The organism is Halalkalibacter sp. AB-rgal2, from assembly GCF_041821005.1.
Lineage (GTDB): Bacteria > Bacillota > Bacilli > Bacillales > Bacillaceae_D > Halalkalibacter.
On the sequence record NZ_JBGUAV010000001.1, the window covers coordinates 1 to 19,008 of the forward strand.

A 19,008-nucleotide genomic window follows, 5' to 3' on the forward strand; every position below is an offset into this window, starting at 1 on the left:
CCGAAACAATAAACTGATTGAAAGGATAGAGTTATGTATACGATAGGAAAGTTTTCGAAAATATGTGATGTACCTATTAAAACACTGCGGTATTATGATGACATTGGCTTACTAAAACCCTCATACATAGACTCTGAAACTAATTATCGCTATTATGACTATGACAAAATAGACATAATTAAATTAGTATTGCTTTTAAAAAGTTTGCATGTTCCATTAGCGGATATTAAGCAAATTATTGAGAGCGCGAACCCAGTACAGTGGAATAGCATGTTCGAACAAAAAATATCTGAACTGGAAAAGCAAAAAGAACAAATCACTAACGAAATAGAAGACATGAAACAATTGAAAATGAAAATAGATGCTGGTATCCCAATTATTCAGGGGCCTATTTTCTCTGATTGTTATTTTGAAAACTGGAAAGATACATTAGTGTATACTCTACGCAAAAAAATTCGGATGAAATTTATAGATAGACACGTACAAAATGTATTCAACCAATTATATGCTTTTAATCTAGAGGTGAATGGAAAACTCATGGCTATTTTCCATGATAGAGATTTAAAGGAGAATGAGGTAGATGTTGAGTTGCTTGTACCAGTAAAAGATTCGAATGATATAGATGGATGCAGAATATTAGCCAATGGAACATACGCCTGCATTACAGTTAAAGGATCTTATACAGACTTGGCGATGGGTTATGAAATGCTGAACAAGTGGATCGTTGAAAAGGATCTGACTCAAAATGGAGAAATGATGGAAATATACGAAAAAGGACTTGTCTCTGACAATATGGATTTACGGCACCTGCGACCGGATTTAACTAGACATCCATCAGACTTTATTACGAAAATATGTGTACCTATTCATTAGTAATATTTACGATCACTTTTATAAAAACTGGCTAAACTCTCCAGCTACTGGAGGGTTTATTATTTTTATTATAAGAAGTTTTGTAAAACGAAGGAGGAAATAAATATGTATCATCCGAGAATGAAGGGGGAACCGTACGAGGCGGGAAAAAATTATGCGGAAATCCTTTATAGAAATGGGTTTCGATTTCCGCAAGTATCGGCAGAAAAGTTAGAGTATGGTAAATTGTGTATCCCTATTTTGGCTGAGTTTGATGCAGATTTCGTAAAGGAAATTCAAGGCTTCGCTGATGGATGTCATGCTTCGTTTGAAGAAGTAAGTTCATTTCTATTAAGTATAGGAGTTTTTGAACAGTCCAGCCAATGCAGTATTTTTGCAGCATTTAATGGAAATGAAGTCATTATTGGACGCAATTATGATATGCTCTATAGCTTGAAACATATTACCGAATCGTCTTTGGTATGTTTGAAGAATAAAAATAAATATTTAGGTCACTCCGATTGCTTTGTTGGAAAAGTGGATGGCATTAACGAACACGGTCTATTTGTAGGTATTACAGCGGTCCCTCATGAAGGAAAGAAACCTGGTTTGAATTTTTATTTTGCATGTAAACAAATCCTAGAACATTGTAGGAATGTCGAAGAGGGAATTGGAATTTTGAAAAGATTTCCAAGTTCAGTTGCGAATAATTATTTATTGGCTGATCCATCAGGAAAAATGGCGGTGGTAGAAGTAACACCTAATACCTTCCAAGTTCGACGGCCCCATAACAATTATATTCATTGTACAAACCATCATATGGGTGTACCTGTTGTAGAGAGCTGGAATTGGAGCAAATCGATAGATCGTTTTCAAACTTTGGATAGAGCTCTTGCTGAACATGTTAATAATATGGAACTTTCCATTGCTCAAACCATCATGTCAGAAACGAAAGGTCATGTCTGTTTAAACCTAAGAGACCATCAATTTGGAACGCTTTTTTCGGTAGTAGCCAACTTAAACACATTAGAAATATCTAGAGCTGAGGGTCAGCCGAATAAAGCAAAATATAGAACAGAACAAAGGTTGATAGATGCTATATTAAAAGAAAAGAAACAAGACATGATTCGATAGATTGAATGGGAGGATGTTAGAAGTGAAATGAGTTAAAGCCTATTTTTCATTTCGTGAAGCTAGCAGTTACGATATCGGGAGGTGAAGAACTATGCCAATGGTCTCTTATGCGAATTTTTCGCTAAGAGGCTGGATTAAGTTCTAATTACAATACAGAACTTGAATTAGCCTTGTCTAAAATATTCATCGACCAGGAAAATGTCTTGGCTGGGAAACTTCATACGAAACACTTTGGGAAGAAGGGTGCATTTAGACTGACAAGCCATCATGTTGAGATATGGGTTTATTATTAAGTTCTAAATGGAAGAACTATCAATACCCCAAACCTCAAAATGATGGTTAATAGACAAAGTGAATAAAGTAACGTCTAGCCCTAAATAATCATCCTCCTTACCATTCTGTAAATTCTCAGTAAGTCTGGTTTTTATCATAATCTGAAATCCCATTGGATTTACGTGTTTACTATAAGAAACAGAGTCTATATAGTAATTTCCTGTTAATTTATTTCGTAATGGAAATACATCCTCACCGCTATCAAAACACAAATCATTGTCATTAATATAGTTCAATAGTTCTTTATGAACAAGTAATAACATTTCATTCCATCTTTTAGTTAAGTCTTGATACTGCTTTAAATTAAATCCACCATAAAACTCTATACTGGGTTCAATTTTACTTTCTATTAAATTCAGATTCATTATAACATCACACCTCCCACTACATTAATCTAAAAAAGCATTGATTATACAGTTTTTGATACTATAAGAGTCGTTAGGAGTAACTTCCCCCCGATATTAAGCTTAACATAATAGATAAATATTGGTACATTCATTAAATCAACAGCAATGAGATTGCTAGAAGGCAAGGAGAAGAAATAAAAAAGATTTCTGATGCAGTAAATAAATGTTATTACACCACTAGCGATTGACACAAAGAAAGGACAGGTGCGTGCCCTGCCCTTTCTTAATAGATATGAGGATAAACTCATGATGAATTTACGGTTCGATCAAAGGTTATAGATCTACTTTTAAGGTACCGAGAAACTTGGCGATTTCTGGATCACGGTACGATAAGAAAAGACTTTCCTGCTTATCGAGGACGGAAATTTGTTTGATATCGTTAGCGCTCAACTCAAAATCGAATATGTCGAAATTTTCGACGATCCGCTCTTTGCGCACCGATTTAGGAATAGCAACGATTTCATGCTGAACGAGCCAGCGCAGCACGACTTGGGCGACAGACTTGTTGTGTTTTTCCGCGATTGAAGTCAGCACGTCGTTGTCGAACATGTTGTTGCGTCCTTCAGCGAACGGCGCCCACGATTGGTGTTGCACTCCCTGTTCTTTCATAAAGGTAGCGCTCTCGATCTGCTGGTAGAAAGGGTGAGTTTCGACTTGGTTGATAGCGGGCACGATTTCGTTATGCACGATGAGGTCCATGAGACGGTCGGGCAGGAAGTTGCTGACACCGATCGCCTTGATCTTCCCTTCTCGGTACAGGCCTTCCATTGCGCGCCAAGCGCCGTAGTAATCGCCGAATGGCTGGTGAATAAGGTATAGATCGAGATAGTCGAGCTGTAGCTTATTCAAGGATTTGGCAAACGCCAGCTTGGCACTCTCGTAGCCGGCATCCTGAATCCAGAGCTTGGTCGTGATGAACAGTTCCTCACGAGGTATGCCGCTGCGCTTGATCGCGCGTCCGACTGCTTCCTCGTTCAGGTAACCAGCAGCGGTGTCGATCAGGCGGTAACCGGCCATCAGTGCCTCAAATACAGCATTTTCACATTCTTCCGGATCAGGAATTTGATAGACACCAAAGCCGATGATCGGCATTTTCACATCGTTGTTCAATGTTACTGTTTGCATTGTAATTCCTCCCCTTGTTCGTAAAATAGCAAACGACCTCGAATCCCGGAAATCGGGTACGACGCGGGGTTCCGCGTATGGTCGATTTGCTTTATAATAAGCATAGTGCCTTCGTGTTACACGAAGGCAAGCGGTTTTTTATAATTTTTTCCAAGGAGGGTTACATATGCATACGGTCAAAGAAGCTGCACAGATAACGGGACTTACTGAACACGCTGTACGCTTTTATACCGATAAGGGATTGGTGCCAAGCATACAGCGTAATGAGAATAATATTCGGCTGTTCGATGCAGAATCGATTAACTGGCTGTACGGCGTCAAATGCCTCAAGCAATCTGGGATGAAAATTGAAGTGATCAAAATGTACGTCGATCTTTGTCTCGAAGGAGATTCGACCATCCCGCAACGCTGCGCACTAATGATGGAGCATAAAAAATCTGCGCTCGTTCAGCTTGAAGAAGCCAAACGGCGCGTCGCCCATTTGGAAGAAAAAACTATCCTATATCAGACCATTCTTGAGAAGGGAGTTTCAGACTCGACCAATCCTGGTAAGTGGGAAAAATTCAGGCATGTCCATAGTGACGTATTTTATTCGCCCTCGGGTTCACCAGAAAACTTAAATCCATAACTCACCTATTCTTCGATCTTTTCAGCGACTTCTTGGATGTCCAACCCGATCGGGGCGATGTTCGAAGCGAAACAATTAAGTCTATTTTATCAATCTTTATTTCTAAGCAACAATTGTGTGGGATTGAAATGAAGTTATACCGTTTTGCCCCTTTGGACCTGTTCATCTAAAGGGGTGTTTTTATAGTGAAAAGTGAAACTCCGAACTGAAAGGTGGAGGTCTCATAAAACTTTATCTTAACCATAATGCTTTTTTCAAACTAGATTTCCGCCCATTCCCTCGTACGTGGATATTTTTCCTTATTCCGATTGCAGGACCAATGACGCCTCCGGGCTACTTCCGAAAGCACGAGTTTGTGTATGATGAATACTACGATTGTTACATCTATCCGCAAGACCAACTTCTTCATTACCGAACAACGAACAGAGAAGGATACCGTGAGTACAGCTCCAATCCGAATGTGTGTCAGAATGGTCCCGTGCTTTCTCAATGTACCAAAAACAAAGACCATAAGAAGCTGGTCTTGCGCCACATTTGGCAGGATGCGTTGGACGAACCTGAAGGGGCTCGAAAAAAATTCAATGCAGGCGATGCTTGTTTTTGCTGCTATGAACCTGAAAAAACTGGCGACATGGCACTGGAGGAACACCAAACCGACAGTGCCATCGCCGGAAAACCATACGAAAAATACAAAAACGGCTTTGAGAGTCATATCTGAAAGCCGTTTTGTCTACGGTCTGAACATACTAAGATTAGTATGTTTCTTTTGTTGTTGATAACGAGTCACTTTTTCTCGATTTCCACATATTTTCATTGAACACCACTTTCGTCTACCACGAGTATCTATAAATAACAAGACACATTCTGGATTAGCGCAGCGGTGTATATAGCTTAATTGACCTGATTTAAAAAGGGTTAAGGCATCTAATGCAATCAAGGAAACTAAAGCTTTTTCGGGCTCTCCAATTGGAATAAGAATTAATTTATCGTTTAGCAATTGATAAGTAAAGGGGGCTTGTTTAATGAATAATTCTAGATGAGTGCTCCAATCAGATGAAAGGATTTTCTCGTCTGCCATTTTTTCATAATTCTCACGAAGAAGTGAACGTACTTTACGTAAAAGTGGTAATGCATCCTCCGCCCAATGGTTGATATCCTTATTAAATTTTTGATTAATGATGATGCTTTTTTTGGTTAAAGTATGAAACCATGCTATAACATGCTCTGGTTGAGTAAGCAAATCATGCCGAGTGCCGTGGCGGACGACTTCAGTGTTAATCAAATCGATTGAGATAATCCCTGATAGGAGTGGGAAAGTTACTTCATTTGTCACGTGAATTACCCTCCTTTAATCATTAACCTTTTGTAACATATTTGACAGGTTAAAGAAAATGAGCTATGTTATTAACTATTAAAAGTATATTTTAGAGGTTAATTTATAGGGTGGGTTAATAAATAGAAAGGGTGAATTATAAAATGAGTCATTATCTATTTCAACAGTTGAAATTTGTACGTAAGGCTACAATCGATTACGTAAAAGGTGTGAATGAAAGCAGAATGGAAGTTGTACCTGCAGGAGTGAATAATAATATCAAATGGAATTTAGGTCATATATACGTGGTAACTGAAAAATTTGCTTTGCAACTTACAGGTGAAAAAGTTACCGTACCTGATAAATTCCCCGAGCTTTTTAATCCATGTACATCTCCGAAAGATTGGTCGTCTATCGACATACCAATGAAAGAAGAATTAATTATTTTACTAAATGAACAAATCGTGAATGTGGAATCATTATTATCAGAGAGAATAGGAGAACCAATTAAACAAATATATAATACTTCTACTGGACTACAAATAAGCAATGTTGCTGAATGTCTAAGCTTTTGTCTATATCATGAAGGAATGCATTTTGGTGCAATAAAAGGTATCAATCAACAATTACAAAATAAAGAATCATAAAGTGGAATCGATCGATTTTATAAAACGAACCAATTCTTTAGAATATACACAAGCTCATTTTGATCAATTTTTCTTCAAAATGAGCTTTTCTCCATTGTTGACAAAGGTCCTGAATGGAATGTTTTTATGTCTAAACTTCTTAAGAGTCTAAAGTATGATTGGACTCAATAAAAACATTTTTAGCAGCAATGAGAAACTCTTTTACAGCTGGAGATGCTTCAGAAATGGCAGAACAAGCTAGTGCAACATCGCGATAATTTGTTGAATGTAGCTTTCCTATTTTGATGTTTTGTTGTGTTTTCAAAAATAACTCTGGACCTATGGTGACACCAAGCCCCTCTTGTACCATGTTAGCAATAGTAGTGCAATCGTGTACTTCAAAACGGATAGTCGGTTTGATTTGTGCTTCTTCAAATAACTCCTCTACATGTGATTGGTACATTCCAGTTGGCATGATGAAATGCTCTTTTTCTAAATCCTGCATATCGATCGTTTCTTTGTGGAGAAATTTGTGCTCGGGATGGAAAGCTACAACCATTTTGTCTTTTATGAGAGGTACTAGATCAAAGCCAGGATTTGATTTGCCTTTTACAACAAACCCAATGTCTATAATTCCAGATTGTAGCCATTCCGTAATTTCCTCATATGTCCCTTCATAAAACTTAAACTCTATTTTAGGATGTTTTCTCTGAAATTTTGCAAGTAATTTAGGTAATAAGCAGGAAGACGCGCTTGCAAAAGTACCAATACGAATAATCCCTGTTTCTAAGTTCGTCGCTAACGCAATTTCTTGGTTAATTGCTTCAATTCTTTTCAACACTTCTCTTATATGAGGTAGTGTTTTTTGCCCTATTTCTGTGAGTGTTATTCCCTTTCTACGATCCCGAATTAATAATGGGACTCCCCATTCTGTTTCTAAACTAGAAATAGCATGACTAACAGCTGATTGAGTCATACTTAATTTTTCAGCGGCTTTTGTAAAACTCCCTAACTCTATTACTCTAGATAAAATCTCGAAACGAATGATGCTCATGAGTGATTACTCATCTCCTTGATTAAAAATATCAATTTTACTTATGTTAACACGCCGTTTAAAATGAAATCAACTTCAGGAATAGTAAAGGAGATGTACAAGTTGGCAAAGAAGGTCAATCCATTTATGATTATACTCTTAGCTTTAGGAGCTTTTGTTACAGGGACAGCAGAGTTTGTTGTTTCTGGAATATTAGAAATCATTTCTTTTGATTTAGATGTATCGATCTCATCAGCGGGGCAGTTGGTAGCCGTTTATTCGTTATCATATGCAATAGGGGCATTGGTACTGGTTTTGTTAACAGCGAAGTATGAGCGAAAAAAAGTATTATTATATGCTATTTTTACTTTTATTTTAGGTAATCTCATAGCTGTTTTCAGCTATAATTACATCTTACTTATGTTGTCAAGAGTCATTATGGGAATGAGTGGTGGGCTTTACATTGTCGTTGCAACAAATTATGCTGCTCAAATTGCCACTGCAGAAAAACGGGGTAGTGCCATGGCAACGGTTATTACTGGCTTTACCGTCTCATTAGTTCTAGGTGTGCCTATCGGGACATTTTTAGCTGCTCATTTGAATTGGCGTTTCATTTTTCTGATCATTGCTTTCGTTACAATCATTCTTTTCCTTCTACTTCACAAATTATTACCTAGAATAAAGGGAAATGATCCCGTACCATTTAAACAACAAATACAAATAATCAAAGATAAACGAGTAATCACTGTATTAACAACTACTATCTTCTGGATATTAGGTTACACCATGGTGTTTGCTTATATTTCTCCCTTGTTAAGTAATTCTGCAGGTTTTTCAATAGAAATGACTAGTATCGCCTTGTTTGTTTTAGGTACTTTTGCTTTTATTGGCTCACGTTTTGGTGGATATACTGTAGACAAGTGGGGACCAAATCGAACGATATCCATTAGTTTATTCGTTCATGCAGTTGCTTTACTTGTATTCACATTTACACAGTATTCGGTAATAGGTGTATTTATAACGTTGGCAGTTTGGGGAGCAGCGACTTGGACAACAACACCTGCAAAGCAATTTTATTTAATTTCACTAAAACCACAATCATCTGAAACGGTACTAAGTTTTAATACAGCATTAATGAATATTGGGATGATGCTAGGTTCGGCTTTAGGAGGTATCATTATACAATATACTAACATTTTAAATTTAAGTTGGATCGGTAGTTTATTTGTTATTCTTGCTCTCGTTTTTATCAAATACTCGTTTCATCTAAATGAATCAGATTCTAGGAATATTGAAATGAGACGACAAACTAGTCAAAAGAAAGATATTTGAATGGAATTTAACCATCACTAATACCAGTTGATTATCCTGTAATACAGCCTTTTATTTAATTTCTGTCAATAAACTCTTGAATTTGTATCTGACTTCCTTTATATTAAAAGAGACTGAATGGTATCTTTTTGGAGGGTATAAATGAAAAAAGGTGAATTAACAAGGCGTAAAATTATTCGGAAATCTGCTCTAGTTTTTAACCAAAAAGGTTATATGACAACATCGATGAGTGACATTATTCAGGAAACGAATATTCAAAAAGGGGGGATCTATCGACATTTTAAGGATAAAGAGCAGCTAATGGTTGAGTCTTTTCATTTTTCTATCGAAATCATGCGAAATCATTTAATGACGAGTGTTTCACAACACGACAATGCACCGGACAAATTAATCGCATTTGTAGAGGCTTTTTTACAATTAAGTGAAGGAGAGCCGATAGTAGGTGGGTGTCCTATTTTTAACGCAGCGATAGAAATGGATGATTTAGAAGGAAGTGGGTTGCTGCCATCGATTAATGAAGCAGTGGATATGATGGTAACATGGTTGGTGAAAATCATAGAGGAGGGTATTAGGCATCAAGAGTTGAAGCAGTCCATACAGCCATATGACACTGCGATATATATTGTATCAACACTTGAAGGTGGGCTCGTATTAGACCGATTAAAGCAAGATGGGCAAATAACGAAGATCATCATAAATAATTTGAAGCAATATATTTCAATGATTGCTACCTGAGCGGCATTAAAGCCGTCTTTTTTATAATAAAAAAGAGACTGTTTGGTATCTTTTATGGAGGGGTTATGATGAAATATGTATTATTCATTTCTTTCGTAGTCGTTGTTTTACTTTTGAGGAGCTATATCATTCGTTATATTTTCACACCGAAACAGAAAGAGGATAAAAAGTACCCGAATGCGACTTATGAAAACATTGAAATTGAGCGGGGTATTGGGAAAATTCGAGGATGGCTTATTAAAAGTGAGAGAGCAAGAGGATGTTTTCTGCTTGTACACGGATGGGGCTCTAATAAATCAGACATGTTACGATATGTCGATCCCCTATTAGCTAGCGGTTATGACGTAATAATTGTCGATGTTCTTGGTCATGGGCAAAGTGATTCATTACAAAAGCAAGTGAGTATTGAATCGTTTGTCCAAAGTATCACATCAATGATTGACTATGTGTCGGAGAGGTCAGATATGAATAGTCATGCAATCTATGTTTTAGGGCATTCAATGGGTGGGGTAGCTGCAAGTATTGTGAATGCTACTGATTTAAGGATACAAGCACTCATTACCGATTCAATGCCTACATCATTAGAGAATATTAGCAAATCAATGGCTGGAAAAGTAACACTACCTTATATTCCCTTTGGTTGGCTATTGATCAGTTGGTTTTTATTACGAGGAGGTGTTTTTTTTAAAAGCTAGAAGAGAATGGTGTCTAGAGAAAATATTGAAAAACCAACAGTCGCCTGCTCTTGCCATACACTCTATTCAGGATCAAAGAGTGCCGATTTCAAATGTCGATGTCCTATTAAATGATAGCAACTTTAAACAAGTCATTAAAGTGGAAACAAAAGGTCATCACAATTGTGTGAAGGATCAATATTTTTGGGAGAATGTTTTTCATTTTATAGCAAGTAATGAGGGGGGAGATAGTAGATGAAGTATATTGATACACTAGTGATTGGTGCAGGTCCGGGAGGATATGTGGCGGCTATTCGCGCTACTCAAATGGGGCAAAACGTAACGATTGTAGAGAGAGAGTATTTAGGAGGAGTTTGCTCAAATGTCGGTTGTATTCCATCAAAAGTGATGATTTCAGTAGGTCATCGCTTTGAGCAAGCAAAGCATTCAGGTGATATGGGTGTTGTTGCACAAGAAGTACAACTTAACTGGACAAACGTGCAACAATTTAAAAAAGGCGTTGTTTCTAAATTAGTAGACGGTGTTGAACGTCTATTAATAGGCAATAAAATCGATATTGTAAACGGTGAAGCACACTTCGTAAATGCAAACACTGTACGTGTACTTGACGGTGCTAACAGTCAAACTTACACATACAAAAATGTCATCCTTGCAACGGGTTCTCGTCCGGTTGAAATTCCAACATTCACATTCACTGAACGCGTAATTAACTCAAATGGTGCACTTTCTTTAACAGAAGTACCAGAAAAATTAGTAGTCATCGGTGGTGGTTACATCGGGACGGAGCTAGGTTCTGCTTACGCTAACTTAGGTTCTCAAGTAACAATCATTGAAGGTGGTAAAGACATATTAGCTGGTTTCGAAGAGCAAATGACACATATTGTGAAAAAAGGCTTAAAGAAAAAAGGCGTAGAAGTCGTTGTTGGCGCATTAGCTAAAGGAGTAGAAGAACATGAAGAAGGTGTAGTTGTATCGTATGAAGCTGGTGGGGAAGAAAAAACAGTTGAAGCTAACTATGTATTAGTAACGGTAGGTCGTCGTCCAAATACAGATGAAATGGGTCTTGAAGCAGTAGGCATCGAATTCGAAGAGAACGGGTTACTAAAAGTAGACAAACAATGCCGTACGTCAGTACCAAACATTTATGCAATAGGTGATATCGTATCTGGTCCGCAACTTGCACATAAAGCATCTTATGAAGGTAAAGTAGCTGCTGAAGCAATTGCAGGGGAAAAATCAATCGTTGATTATTTAGCAATCCCAGCTGTATGTTTCACAGATCCAGAGCTTGCAACGGTTGGCTACAATGAAGAGCAAGCAAAAGCAGAAGGTATCGAAGTGAAAGCAACGCAATTCCCATTCGCAGCAAACGGTCGTGCAGTAGCTTTAAATGCAACAGAAGGATTTGTGAAACTTATTGCACGTAAAGAGGATGGCCGATTAATTGGTGCGCAAATCGTAGGTGCTGGCGCATCAGATATGATCGCTGAAATGACCCTTGCTATTGAAGCGGGGATGACTGCAGAAGATATCGCACTAACCATTCACGCTCATCCAACTTTAGGTGAAATGACAATGGGTGCTGCTGAGGTCATGATAGGGAGACCGATTCATGTAGTGAAGTGATTAAGCTATTTTTATTAGTAATAGGAATATCCATAAAAAGAAACCGTTTTAAACAATCTTTGTTCAAAACGGTTTCTTTTTATACACTAGGTTTCAAATTATTAAGCTTTAGAGATATTAGAAATAATGATCGGGATAAGATAGTTCGCATCCAAGCTCACTCCACATATCAAAGCTGATCCTCGTTGATATTGCCAAGGTAACCCTATGAAATATAGACCTTTAATATTCGTTATACCCCTGTTGTGTATGGGTTTTCCATCATCAGAAGTAACACCTTCTATAGTCATCCAATCGTAAGAAGGAACGAAGCCAGTAGCCCAAATAATACTAGTGAATGTCCTCCGAGTGTTATCTTTAAATTGAACTTCATCATCAATGACTTGGGTAACTTTAGGCTTTACATCAACTTTATTATGTTTAATAAGATTCTTAAGTTCATTTCCGAAAATGGGGTCTTTCTGTTTTTGGAACCATTTCCCTTTCAGCGTATCTTTGCCTGCATACAACAGGCCGAATAGTTCCAACCAATGAAAAATACTTCTTCCAAGAAAGGTTAAAGGTAGAAATTTGAATTTGTATCCAACTGCTATTGTGACATTGTGATCCTGTGCTAATTCCACAGCAATTTGTGCCCCAGAATTACCGCCACCTATAACTAATATATCAGTGCCCTTTACTTCACTTGGTGAATGATATTCAGAAGAGTGAAGTTGGAATATACTCGTCTCATTTTTAATGACATTAGGTATAAAAGGTTTTTGAAATGCCCCAGTTGCTACTACTACTTGCTTAGCATTAATTTTCCCATGATTCGTTTCTACGAGAAATGATCCATCGGACTGTTTATTTAATTTACTAACGTTACTATTAAACATGATAGGAAGATCAAAAAGCTCTGCATAGCTATCCAAATAATTCGCAATATCATCCTTCGTTGGAAATTCTTTCGATAAACCTTCCATCTCCAATCCAGGTAAACAACTATATGTATGTGGTGTAAATAAAACTAGGGAATCATATCTGTTTCTCCAAGAATCACCTACACGGTCATTTTTATCTAAGATAACAAAGGGGATACCTTCCTTTTTTAGATAATAGCCCACAGCTAATCCTGCTTGCCCGCCACCGACAATGACAACTTCATAGTCAAGCATCGTTAAAATCCTCCCTTCAATACTACTTATATTCAAATGGATATTTGAATATAAGTATAGATGAATAACAGATAAAGTAGAAGTAAATTCAGTATTCTCTCCGCTTCCTTTAGAAACCACTGAAAAGTTGATTTATACTTTTTCAGTAGTTTTATAATTCCCACATTTTTTTGAGAAGATCGGACTTTTTCAATGGCATAGCGGTACCGTCTCTTCTTCATTAAGTTGTGCTGCGACTTGATGGAACGTCATTCCGTTATTTCCTTTATACAGACTTTATTCCGGTTATTACGGATCCTCGTTCCGCTATTTGGCCATTTGCGCTTCGTTTTGCTCGTCTTTTGGCATATTAGCGGAATGACGTTCCACTTCGAGTGCAAAAATAGAATATTCGTCTATTTAACGGAATGAGGTTCCGCTTGGCACAAGGAAAAGACCGCTTTCTTTACGAGGATCCTTTTTCAGCGGACTCCTTCCTTTAAGCGGTGAGTGGTTTGTAATGATGTGTGTATCACAGATAGTTTTAAAAGAAGCAGGAGCCTCAAAATAGGATTCCTGCTACGTTTATTTAATTTTTGCGAAGGAAACTGAAGCATAGGAGCTTCAACAGCCTTAACTTCAATTCGAATCATGATAAGTAAGGAAATCAGAAAATTTTAGTGAATGGGTAAGTGATTTAGAATATCTTGTAATATCAATCCGAATTATGAAAAAAATTCAATCCCCATATTAGCTAAAATAGCTATAATAAACCCAGTTACACCTACACTGATGCCACTGTATAGCCATAATTGTGCTCTGTTAAATTTCAAAGCCTTCGCTATGATTCCTATAACCCAAACACCAGTTACTGGAGTAAGGATTATTATAAAGAAAACACCGTACTTCTCCATTCGTTTTCGCCATTTTCCGTTCAAAGATTTTTCACTAAATTTCCGCATAAACTTAAATTTCATTAACCAAGTATAAAAAAAGTCAATTAACGGGATCACCATCCAATTTCCAATTGATGCCCAAAGAAAGGCATCAAACCAATTAAGTCCTATTGATAACCCTAGAGGAACGGCAAGATAGATTTCAAAATGTGGAAAAAAACCCGCAAACCAGGTTGTGGCTGCTAAACTAATGTATTTTAATAGCTCCATCAAGCATTAACTCCCTTCCGAAAGAAATTTCAAAGTAAATGGTTTTCTTAACGTTATGACAATTTAAGTGAAGAAAACATACATAACTTCCTTTCTTTTTATAATTAATGTACACTTAGTTCGTAAATGAACATTTTGTTCATCTTTATTGTAAATGATTTATAATTTGGGAGTAAATCATCAAACTTAAAGAAATGTACGTTATGAAACAAACGATAGAAATTGTTCGAAATGAGGGAGTAGCATGAAAAATAATGAATTCGACAGAAGGGTATTGAAAACCCGTCAAGCTATCAATGAGGCTCTAATATCACTGATGGAAGAAAAAAAATACAGTAAAATTACGATTCAAGATATTATTGATCGGGCTAATGTAGGGAGGTCAACCTTTTATTCACACTTTTCTACCAAAGATGAACTGCTGTTTAGCAGTGTAGAGGATTTCCTCGAAATACTTAATCAATATATAAAGAGCTATATTGAACAGGATGGGGATAAACCAAGAATGATATCTGTCATAGAACTTTTTGAGCATATACAGGAAGACAGTAAGACCATTAAAGGATTATTTAAAACAGATGGTGCTGACTTGTTTTTTGAAAAAGTTGAGGCTTACTGGAATGATGGAATAGAGGAATACCTTCAATCGAAGCTGCCTTTAGGGGAAGAACCTAAGGTTCCTATAAAAATCTTAACAAACCATATTTCCAGTACCTTAATGAACTTGTTAAAGTGGTGGGTTAACAATAACATGTCCTATACTCCATACCAAATGGAACAATATTTTAGATATTTAGTCAATCCATGTATTGATTCGGTTATGTATAACAATCCAAAGGAACGTTGAGAGGAAACAAGGGATAATGGTTAATTACCCATTATACAGCCTGTCGACAAAGTCTCGCAAAAGCGAGACAAGTCGACAGGTTTTTTTGATTCGTAGTCAGGGTGCGGCTCTTCGACCTCGCTACCGGGATGGGGGGCACGCTTTCCGCAGGAGGGCGTTGAACGAACCGTCTGCGCCTGTGGATTTCAACCTGCCCTTTTCTCCTGCAGGAGTCGGCCCTCCCATCCCGTCCGCTATGTCTATAATATAATTGAAAAAAATGGATAGAGGGAATGGACAAGGATGTTTAAAAAATTGCTTTACCCTTTTTCAGTGGCCTCATGAATTCTCTTTTTTTGTTGTCTGAAAATGTATACTATTACAAATTATCTTTACATAAAAAAGTAGATCATGCATAATGTTAGTAAAAGTAATGATTACGATTATCGTTATGTGAAGATAAGAATTATAAGTCAGGGCTGTTTTTTAAATCGTATTCACGAGGAGGCGGCGTCATGGATATTCAATTAGCTCCTTTAGATAGTCAGGATAAAGACTTGGTTTGTACTCTTTACAATGATGAAAATATCATTAAGAATGCAGTGCTAGGGAGTTGGAATCCTCATAGTCTAGAGTATGCTAGTATTAGAATTGAACGTTGGAACAGTGATGATCAGCAACAACACTTTAAAATCGTTTACAACGGAGAAAGAGTTGGCTTAACTCAAATATATCAAATGAGCCCAGTTAATCGAAAGTGTGTGTTAGGGATATTAATTTTAGAAAGGTTTCAAAGGGCCGGGATTGGTCAAAACGTATTGAAAACAATGATTAATATGTGTTTCCAGCAGTTAAATTTACGCAAGATAGAGGTTTCAATATTAAGCTATAATGATCAATCGATTCGACTAGTTGAAAGAAATCAATTTAAAAAAGAAGGTGCTTTGAGAAAATCAGTGTATAAAGATGGAACTTACCATGATGTCTACCTTTATGGTCTATTAAAAGAAGAATGTGATGAATTCAAATAGTCATACAATAGTAGTCGTATGTATAACATTGTAGGAAATGATATAGTTTATATATCGTAATGATTACTATTATCATATATTTATAGAAAATGGAGGATGATGATGGCACATTTATTAATGATTGAAAGCTGGGTTGGGGCAAGTGGGAATCTGCTGCCTCCGTTATTGAAATCTTTAGGGCATACGTATATGTTTGTGACTCGAAAGCCTGAACATTATCAGAGTTCACTTAATACTGAGAAGCATCCAGTATTACGGTATGCTGACAACGTCATAAAAACAGAAACAAATGATATTCCTGGTTTGATTCATGAATTACGTTCTGGTCGTTTTGATGGCGTCATTACCGTTTGTGATTACTATATTGAAACCGTAAGAGAAGTGGCAAAGGCCTTTAACATTCCTTGTCCGTTTCCTGCGGAAGTAAAAACAGTACGGAATAAGAATCATATGCGTCAGGCTTTAGATAAAGCGAACTTAGCTAATCCAATTTACCGGTTGGCACATCGATGGGATGAAGTAGTAAAAGCAGCAAATGAAATTGGTTACCCTTTCGTGTTGAAACCTGTGGATCTTGCGTCCAGTGCTTTTGTAAATCTAATTGAAAATGAACAAGCATTACAGGATGCCTTTCATGCATTAGAATCATTTCCACTCAATTTTAGAGAGCAGGAGAGAGATTGTACATACTTGCTTGAAGCGTATATGCATGGTACAGAGGTAAGTGTCGAGAGCGTTTCATTCAACGGTGAGACGACGATATTAGGGATTACGGATAAATCAATTACAGGAACCCCTTATTTCATAGAAAATGGTCATATGTTTCCAGCTCAACTAAGTGAAGAGCTACAGGAAACGGTGACACAATTTGTAAAAGATGCATTGGATGCTGTAGGTTTTGATCATGGTATTGCTCATACAGAAGTGATGATTACAGATGAAGGCCCTCGCATCATTGAAATCAATCCAAGAACGGCTGGAAACTATATTGTAGAACTCATCGAACGCGTGACAAATATTGATTTGCTTCATGTCTTTGTCGATCTAGCTCTAGGTTTGAAGCCAAACATAATAAGAAAGGATAGCGGCGTCACTAGTGCGGGTATTATGTTTCTCGTTCCTCAGCAGGGTGGTACTATTTCTGAGATTGAGGGTACGGACACGCTAGCTTCAGACGAACATGTCGTTAGATATAAGGTTGAAGACTGTTTAGGAAAAACGATTGCAGCTCCGATCGATAATGCTTGCTATTTAGGTCATGTTATGACAGAAGATACTGAAGGGTTGAAGGCGAGAATCTATGCAGAGGAAGCTCTTAACCGTATTCAATTACGTTTTTCTCAGTAGGGGGAGTGTATGTGAGACGAACAAAAACAACATCAGAATCACGTTATGTTAATGAGTTGAGAGAAAAGATTTTGAATGGGGAGCTAGGACCTAAACCAGAAGATTTAACGGTGACGGGGGCCTCTCATATTTACCAAACTACCCAATTCACCTCATCTAAAAACAAGTATCACAATTATTATTTACTGTTGAGAGTAGAAGATTACTTTGGTGCGTGCTCTCATACACATGAACAGGTCGATATGCGTGTTGCTGCTGAGTTGTCAGGTATTTATTTAGATACTGTTTTACAAGATAAGAGATTACCAGTCCAAATTGCAGGAATGGATGCTTATCTCGGTATAGTCAAACCTCATAAACAATCTTGTACAAAGGTCGTCGATCTCCCTGAAGGGAAACCACTAGAAAAAGCCAAATGGCGCGATGAGTTTATAACGGATGTGACGAACATTCATCCTAATGAGAAGGTAGCGCTCATAGGGGTCGTTAACCCGTTAGTTGAGGCTATCAAGGAACGCGGAGGTATTTGTTTACCTTGTGACTTGAGCTTAGAAACAACAGAAGCGGGCCAAGTGGTTGAAAGAGATATGGAGAAAGTACTTGATCGAGCTGACCGCGTTATATGCACAGCGATGACGTTAGGAAATGGAACATTTGACCGTGTGCTAACGAGAGTAAGGGAAAAAGGAATTCCGTTGACGGTTTACGCGCAAACAGGGAGTACGGTTGTTGCTCAATTTATGAATGAAGGTGTGTCTGAACTTGTAGCAGAACCTTTTCCATTTTCCCAATTTAGCGCATTAACATCACGCTTGTATCACTATACAACTAGAAAGGAGGTCGAAAACGGACATGCATCTCGAAGTGAATACTGAAAATTTCTTACATACAAACCCTGACTTATATTTGGCCTTTCATTCAGACTCAGACCATCGGATGGGACAATTCATTCATAAATTATTAGATACGTATAAGGTTGGAAATCGGATATTGGATATTGGCTCTGGTCTTGGTCGAGAGGTGGCATATCTTCAACATGCAGGTTATGAAGCAACGGGGTTAGATAACTCGCGGGAAATGATTTCATGGGCAACAGAGCATTATCCTGATTCGACCTTTGTTTATGGAGAGCAATCAAACTTTTCACTTGATCAAACCTTTGATGCCATTGTTTGTGTAGGGAGCACGTTTTTATATAACCTTACAAATGAAGAGGCACGTGCGAGCTTGAAATGTTTCCGAAATCATCTGCGTAAAGGAGGAATTCTCTATCTTGACATGCGGAATGCTGCCTTTTTCCTCACGAAAGAAGGACAGAACTGGTTAACGGATGAGCTGGTTGATCATACCAGCTTCGAGGACAAAGTGGTTACGCTTAGGACAAAATTTAGCATTAACCTAGCCCGTCAGTTATTAGAGCGTGATTATTGCTGGACGGTACCAGGCTATGAGCCGGTTGTGGAGCATTTACAGCACCGTTTGTTTTTCCCACAAGAAATGGTCCATTATGTAACGTCTAGTGGTTTTCGTCTTATACAGCTGTTTGATCAACCAGAACCACATATTAGTAAATATGATAAAGAAAAATCTTTAGATTTTAGCGATGATTTACAAGGAAGGCGTATGCAAATTATAGCGCAAGCGATATAGCAGAAAATACGGAT

The 19,008-nt window shown here is 37.5% G+C and carries 20 protein-coding genes and 1 pseudogene; 15 read left to right on the forward strand and 6 right to left on the reverse strand.

Annotated elements, in window-relative coordinates:
- Positions 1–33 precede the first annotated feature (33 nt).
- Together ACERJO_RS00005 and ACERJO_RS00010 are read left to right on the forward strand one after the other, a co-directional pair.
- On the forward strand, positions 34–873 hold the full coding sequence (locus ACERJO_RS00005; RefSeq protein WP_373646182.1) for a MerR family transcriptional regulator: 840 nt from the start codon (positions 34–36) through the stop codon (positions 871–873).
- A gap of 105 nt (positions 874–978) precedes the next feature.
- On the forward strand, positions 979–1,986 hold the full coding sequence (locus ACERJO_RS00010) for a C45 family autoproteolytic acyltransferase/hydrolase (protein ID WP_373646183.1): 1,008 nt from the start codon (positions 979–981) through the stop codon (positions 1,984–1,986).
- Between the two features lie 296 nt (positions 1,987–2,282).
- Here the strand turns inward: ACERJO_RS00010 and ACERJO_RS00015 are convergent, their stop codons facing one another.
- Both ACERJO_RS00015 and ACERJO_RS00020 read right to left on the reverse strand, forming a co-directional pair.
- Complete coding sequence (locus ACERJO_RS00015; protein ID WP_373646184.1) at positions 2,283–2,684, reverse strand: hypothetical protein; 402 nt, start codon at positions 2,682–2,684, stop codon at positions 2,283–2,285.
- Positions 2,685–2,999: 315 nt separating this feature from the next.
- Positions 3,000–3,851: an aldo/keto reductase gene (locus ACERJO_RS00020; protein ID WP_373646185.1), complete on the reverse strand. Its 852-nt coding sequence runs from the start codon at positions 3,849–3,851 to the stop codon at positions 3,000–3,002.
- Between the two features lie 166 nt (positions 3,852–4,017).
- Here ACERJO_RS00020 and ACERJO_RS00025 point away from each other — a divergent pair, with 166 nt between their 5' ends.
- Positions 4,018–4,479, forward strand: coding sequence for a MerR family transcriptional regulator (locus tag ACERJO_RS00025; protein ID WP_247107534.1), 462 nt, complete (start codon positions 4,018–4,020; stop codon positions 4,477–4,479).
- 298 nt (positions 4,480–4,777) lie between these two features.
- Positions 4,778–5,296, forward strand: a pseudogene (locus ACERJO_RS00030) (hypothetical protein); the annotation flags it as partial.
- Here the strand turns inward: ACERJO_RS00030 and ACERJO_RS00035 are convergent.
- The gene (locus ACERJO_RS00035) at positions 5,210–5,812 is read right to left on the reverse strand and encodes a CGNR zinc finger domain-containing protein (RefSeq protein ID WP_373646186.1); all 603 of its coding nucleotides are present in this window, start codon (positions 5,810–5,812) and stop codon (positions 5,210–5,212) included. The pseudogene ACERJO_RS00030 and the gene ACERJO_RS00035 sit on opposite strands and share 87 nt — an antisense overlap.
- Before the next feature lie 143 nt (positions 5,813–5,955).
- On the opposite strand from ACERJO_RS00035, the gene ACERJO_RS00040 reads away from it, so the two are divergent.
- On the forward strand, positions 5,956–6,438 hold the full coding sequence (locus tag ACERJO_RS00040; protein ID WP_373646187.1) for a DinB family protein: 483 nt from the start codon (positions 5,956–5,958) through the stop codon (positions 6,436–6,438).
- 139 nt (positions 6,439–6,577) lie between these two features.
- Here ACERJO_RS00040 and ACERJO_RS00045 read toward each other — a convergent pair whose 3' ends face one another.
- Entirely contained in the window at positions 6,578–7,471 is an 894-nt protein-coding gene (locus tag ACERJO_RS00045) for a LysR family transcriptional regulator (RefSeq protein ID WP_247107340.1), read from the reverse strand.
- A gap of 93 nt (positions 7,472–7,564) precedes the next feature.
- On the opposite strand from ACERJO_RS00045, the gene ACERJO_RS00050 reads away from it, so the two are divergent.
- The 5 genes from ACERJO_RS00050 (at position 7,565) to lpdA (ending at position 11,838) form a co-directional block, all read left to right on the forward strand.
- A complete protein-coding gene (locus ACERJO_RS00050) occupies positions 7,565–8,782 on the forward strand; it encodes an MFS transporter (protein ID WP_373646188.1) in 1,218 nt (405 codons plus the stop codon).
- 141 nt (positions 8,783–8,923) lie between these two features.
- Positions 8,924–9,517: a TetR/AcrR family transcriptional regulator gene (locus tag ACERJO_RS00055; protein ID WP_247107342.1), complete on the forward strand. Its 594-nt coding sequence runs from the start codon at positions 8,924–8,926 to the stop codon at positions 9,515–9,517.
- A gap of 68 nt (positions 9,518–9,585) precedes the next feature.
- A complete protein-coding gene (locus ACERJO_RS00060) occupies positions 9,586–10,212 on the forward strand; it encodes an alpha/beta hydrolase (RefSeq protein WP_373646189.1) in 627 nt (208 codons plus the stop codon).
- A gap of 25 nt (positions 10,213–10,237) precedes the next feature.
- On the forward strand, positions 10,238–10,450 hold the full coding sequence (locus tag ACERJO_RS00065; protein WP_373646190.1) for a hypothetical protein: 213 nt from the start codon (positions 10,238–10,240) through the stop codon (positions 10,448–10,450).
- A complete protein-coding gene (gene lpdA, locus ACERJO_RS00070; RefSeq protein WP_247107344.1) occupies positions 10,447–11,838 on the forward strand; it encodes a dihydrolipoyl dehydrogenase in 1,392 nt (463 codons plus the stop codon). The genes ACERJO_RS00065 and lpdA overlap by 4 nt, the downstream gene beginning before the upstream one ends.
- Positions 11,839–11,939: 101 nt before the next feature.
- Here the strand turns inward: lpdA and ACERJO_RS00075 are convergent, their stop codons facing one another.
- Both ACERJO_RS00075 and ACERJO_RS00080 read right to left on the reverse strand, forming a co-directional pair.
- Positions 11,940–12,995: a flavin-containing monooxygenase gene (locus ACERJO_RS00075; protein WP_373646191.1), complete on the reverse strand. Its 1,056-nt coding sequence runs from the start codon at positions 12,993–12,995 to the stop codon at positions 11,940–11,942.
- A 704-nt stretch (positions 12,996–13,699) separates the two neighbouring features.
- Positions 13,700–14,140, reverse strand: coding sequence for a small multi-drug export protein (locus ACERJO_RS00080; RefSeq protein WP_373646192.1), 441 nt, complete (start codon positions 14,138–14,140; stop codon positions 13,700–13,702).
- A gap of 244 nt (positions 14,141–14,384) precedes the next feature.
- Between ACERJO_RS00080 and ACERJO_RS00085 the strand changes: the two genes are divergently transcribed.
- From ACERJO_RS00085 to ACERJO_RS00105, 5 genes are all read left to right on the forward strand, one after another.
- Positions 14,385–14,987 (forward strand): TetR/AcrR family transcriptional regulator, encoded by a 603-nt coding sequence (locus ACERJO_RS00085; protein WP_373646193.1) that lies wholly within the window; start codon positions 14,385–14,387, stop codon positions 14,985–14,987.
- A 494-nt stretch (positions 14,988–15,481) separates the two neighbouring features.
- Positions 15,482–15,997 (forward strand): GNAT family N-acetyltransferase, encoded by a 516-nt coding sequence (locus tag ACERJO_RS00090; protein ID WP_247107348.1) that lies wholly within the window; start codon positions 15,482–15,484, stop codon positions 15,995–15,997.
- 102 nt (positions 15,998–16,099) lie between these two features.
- Complete coding sequence (locus ACERJO_RS00095; protein ID WP_373646194.1) at positions 16,100–17,344, forward strand: ATP-grasp domain-containing protein; 1,245 nt, start codon at positions 16,100–16,102, stop codon at positions 17,342–17,344.
- An 11-nt stretch (positions 17,345–17,355) separates the two neighbouring features.
- Positions 17,356–18,219: a Rossmann-like domain-containing protein gene (locus tag ACERJO_RS00100; protein ID WP_373646195.1), complete on the forward strand. Its 864-nt coding sequence runs from the start codon at positions 17,356–17,358 to the stop codon at positions 18,217–18,219.
- Positions 18,197–18,994: a class I SAM-dependent methyltransferase gene (locus tag ACERJO_RS00105; RefSeq protein WP_373646196.1), complete on the forward strand. Its 798-nt coding sequence runs from the start codon at positions 18,197–18,199 to the stop codon at positions 18,992–18,994. The genes ACERJO_RS00100 and ACERJO_RS00105 overlap by 23 nt, the downstream gene beginning before the upstream one ends.
- Positions 18,995–19,008 lie beyond the last annotated feature (14 nt).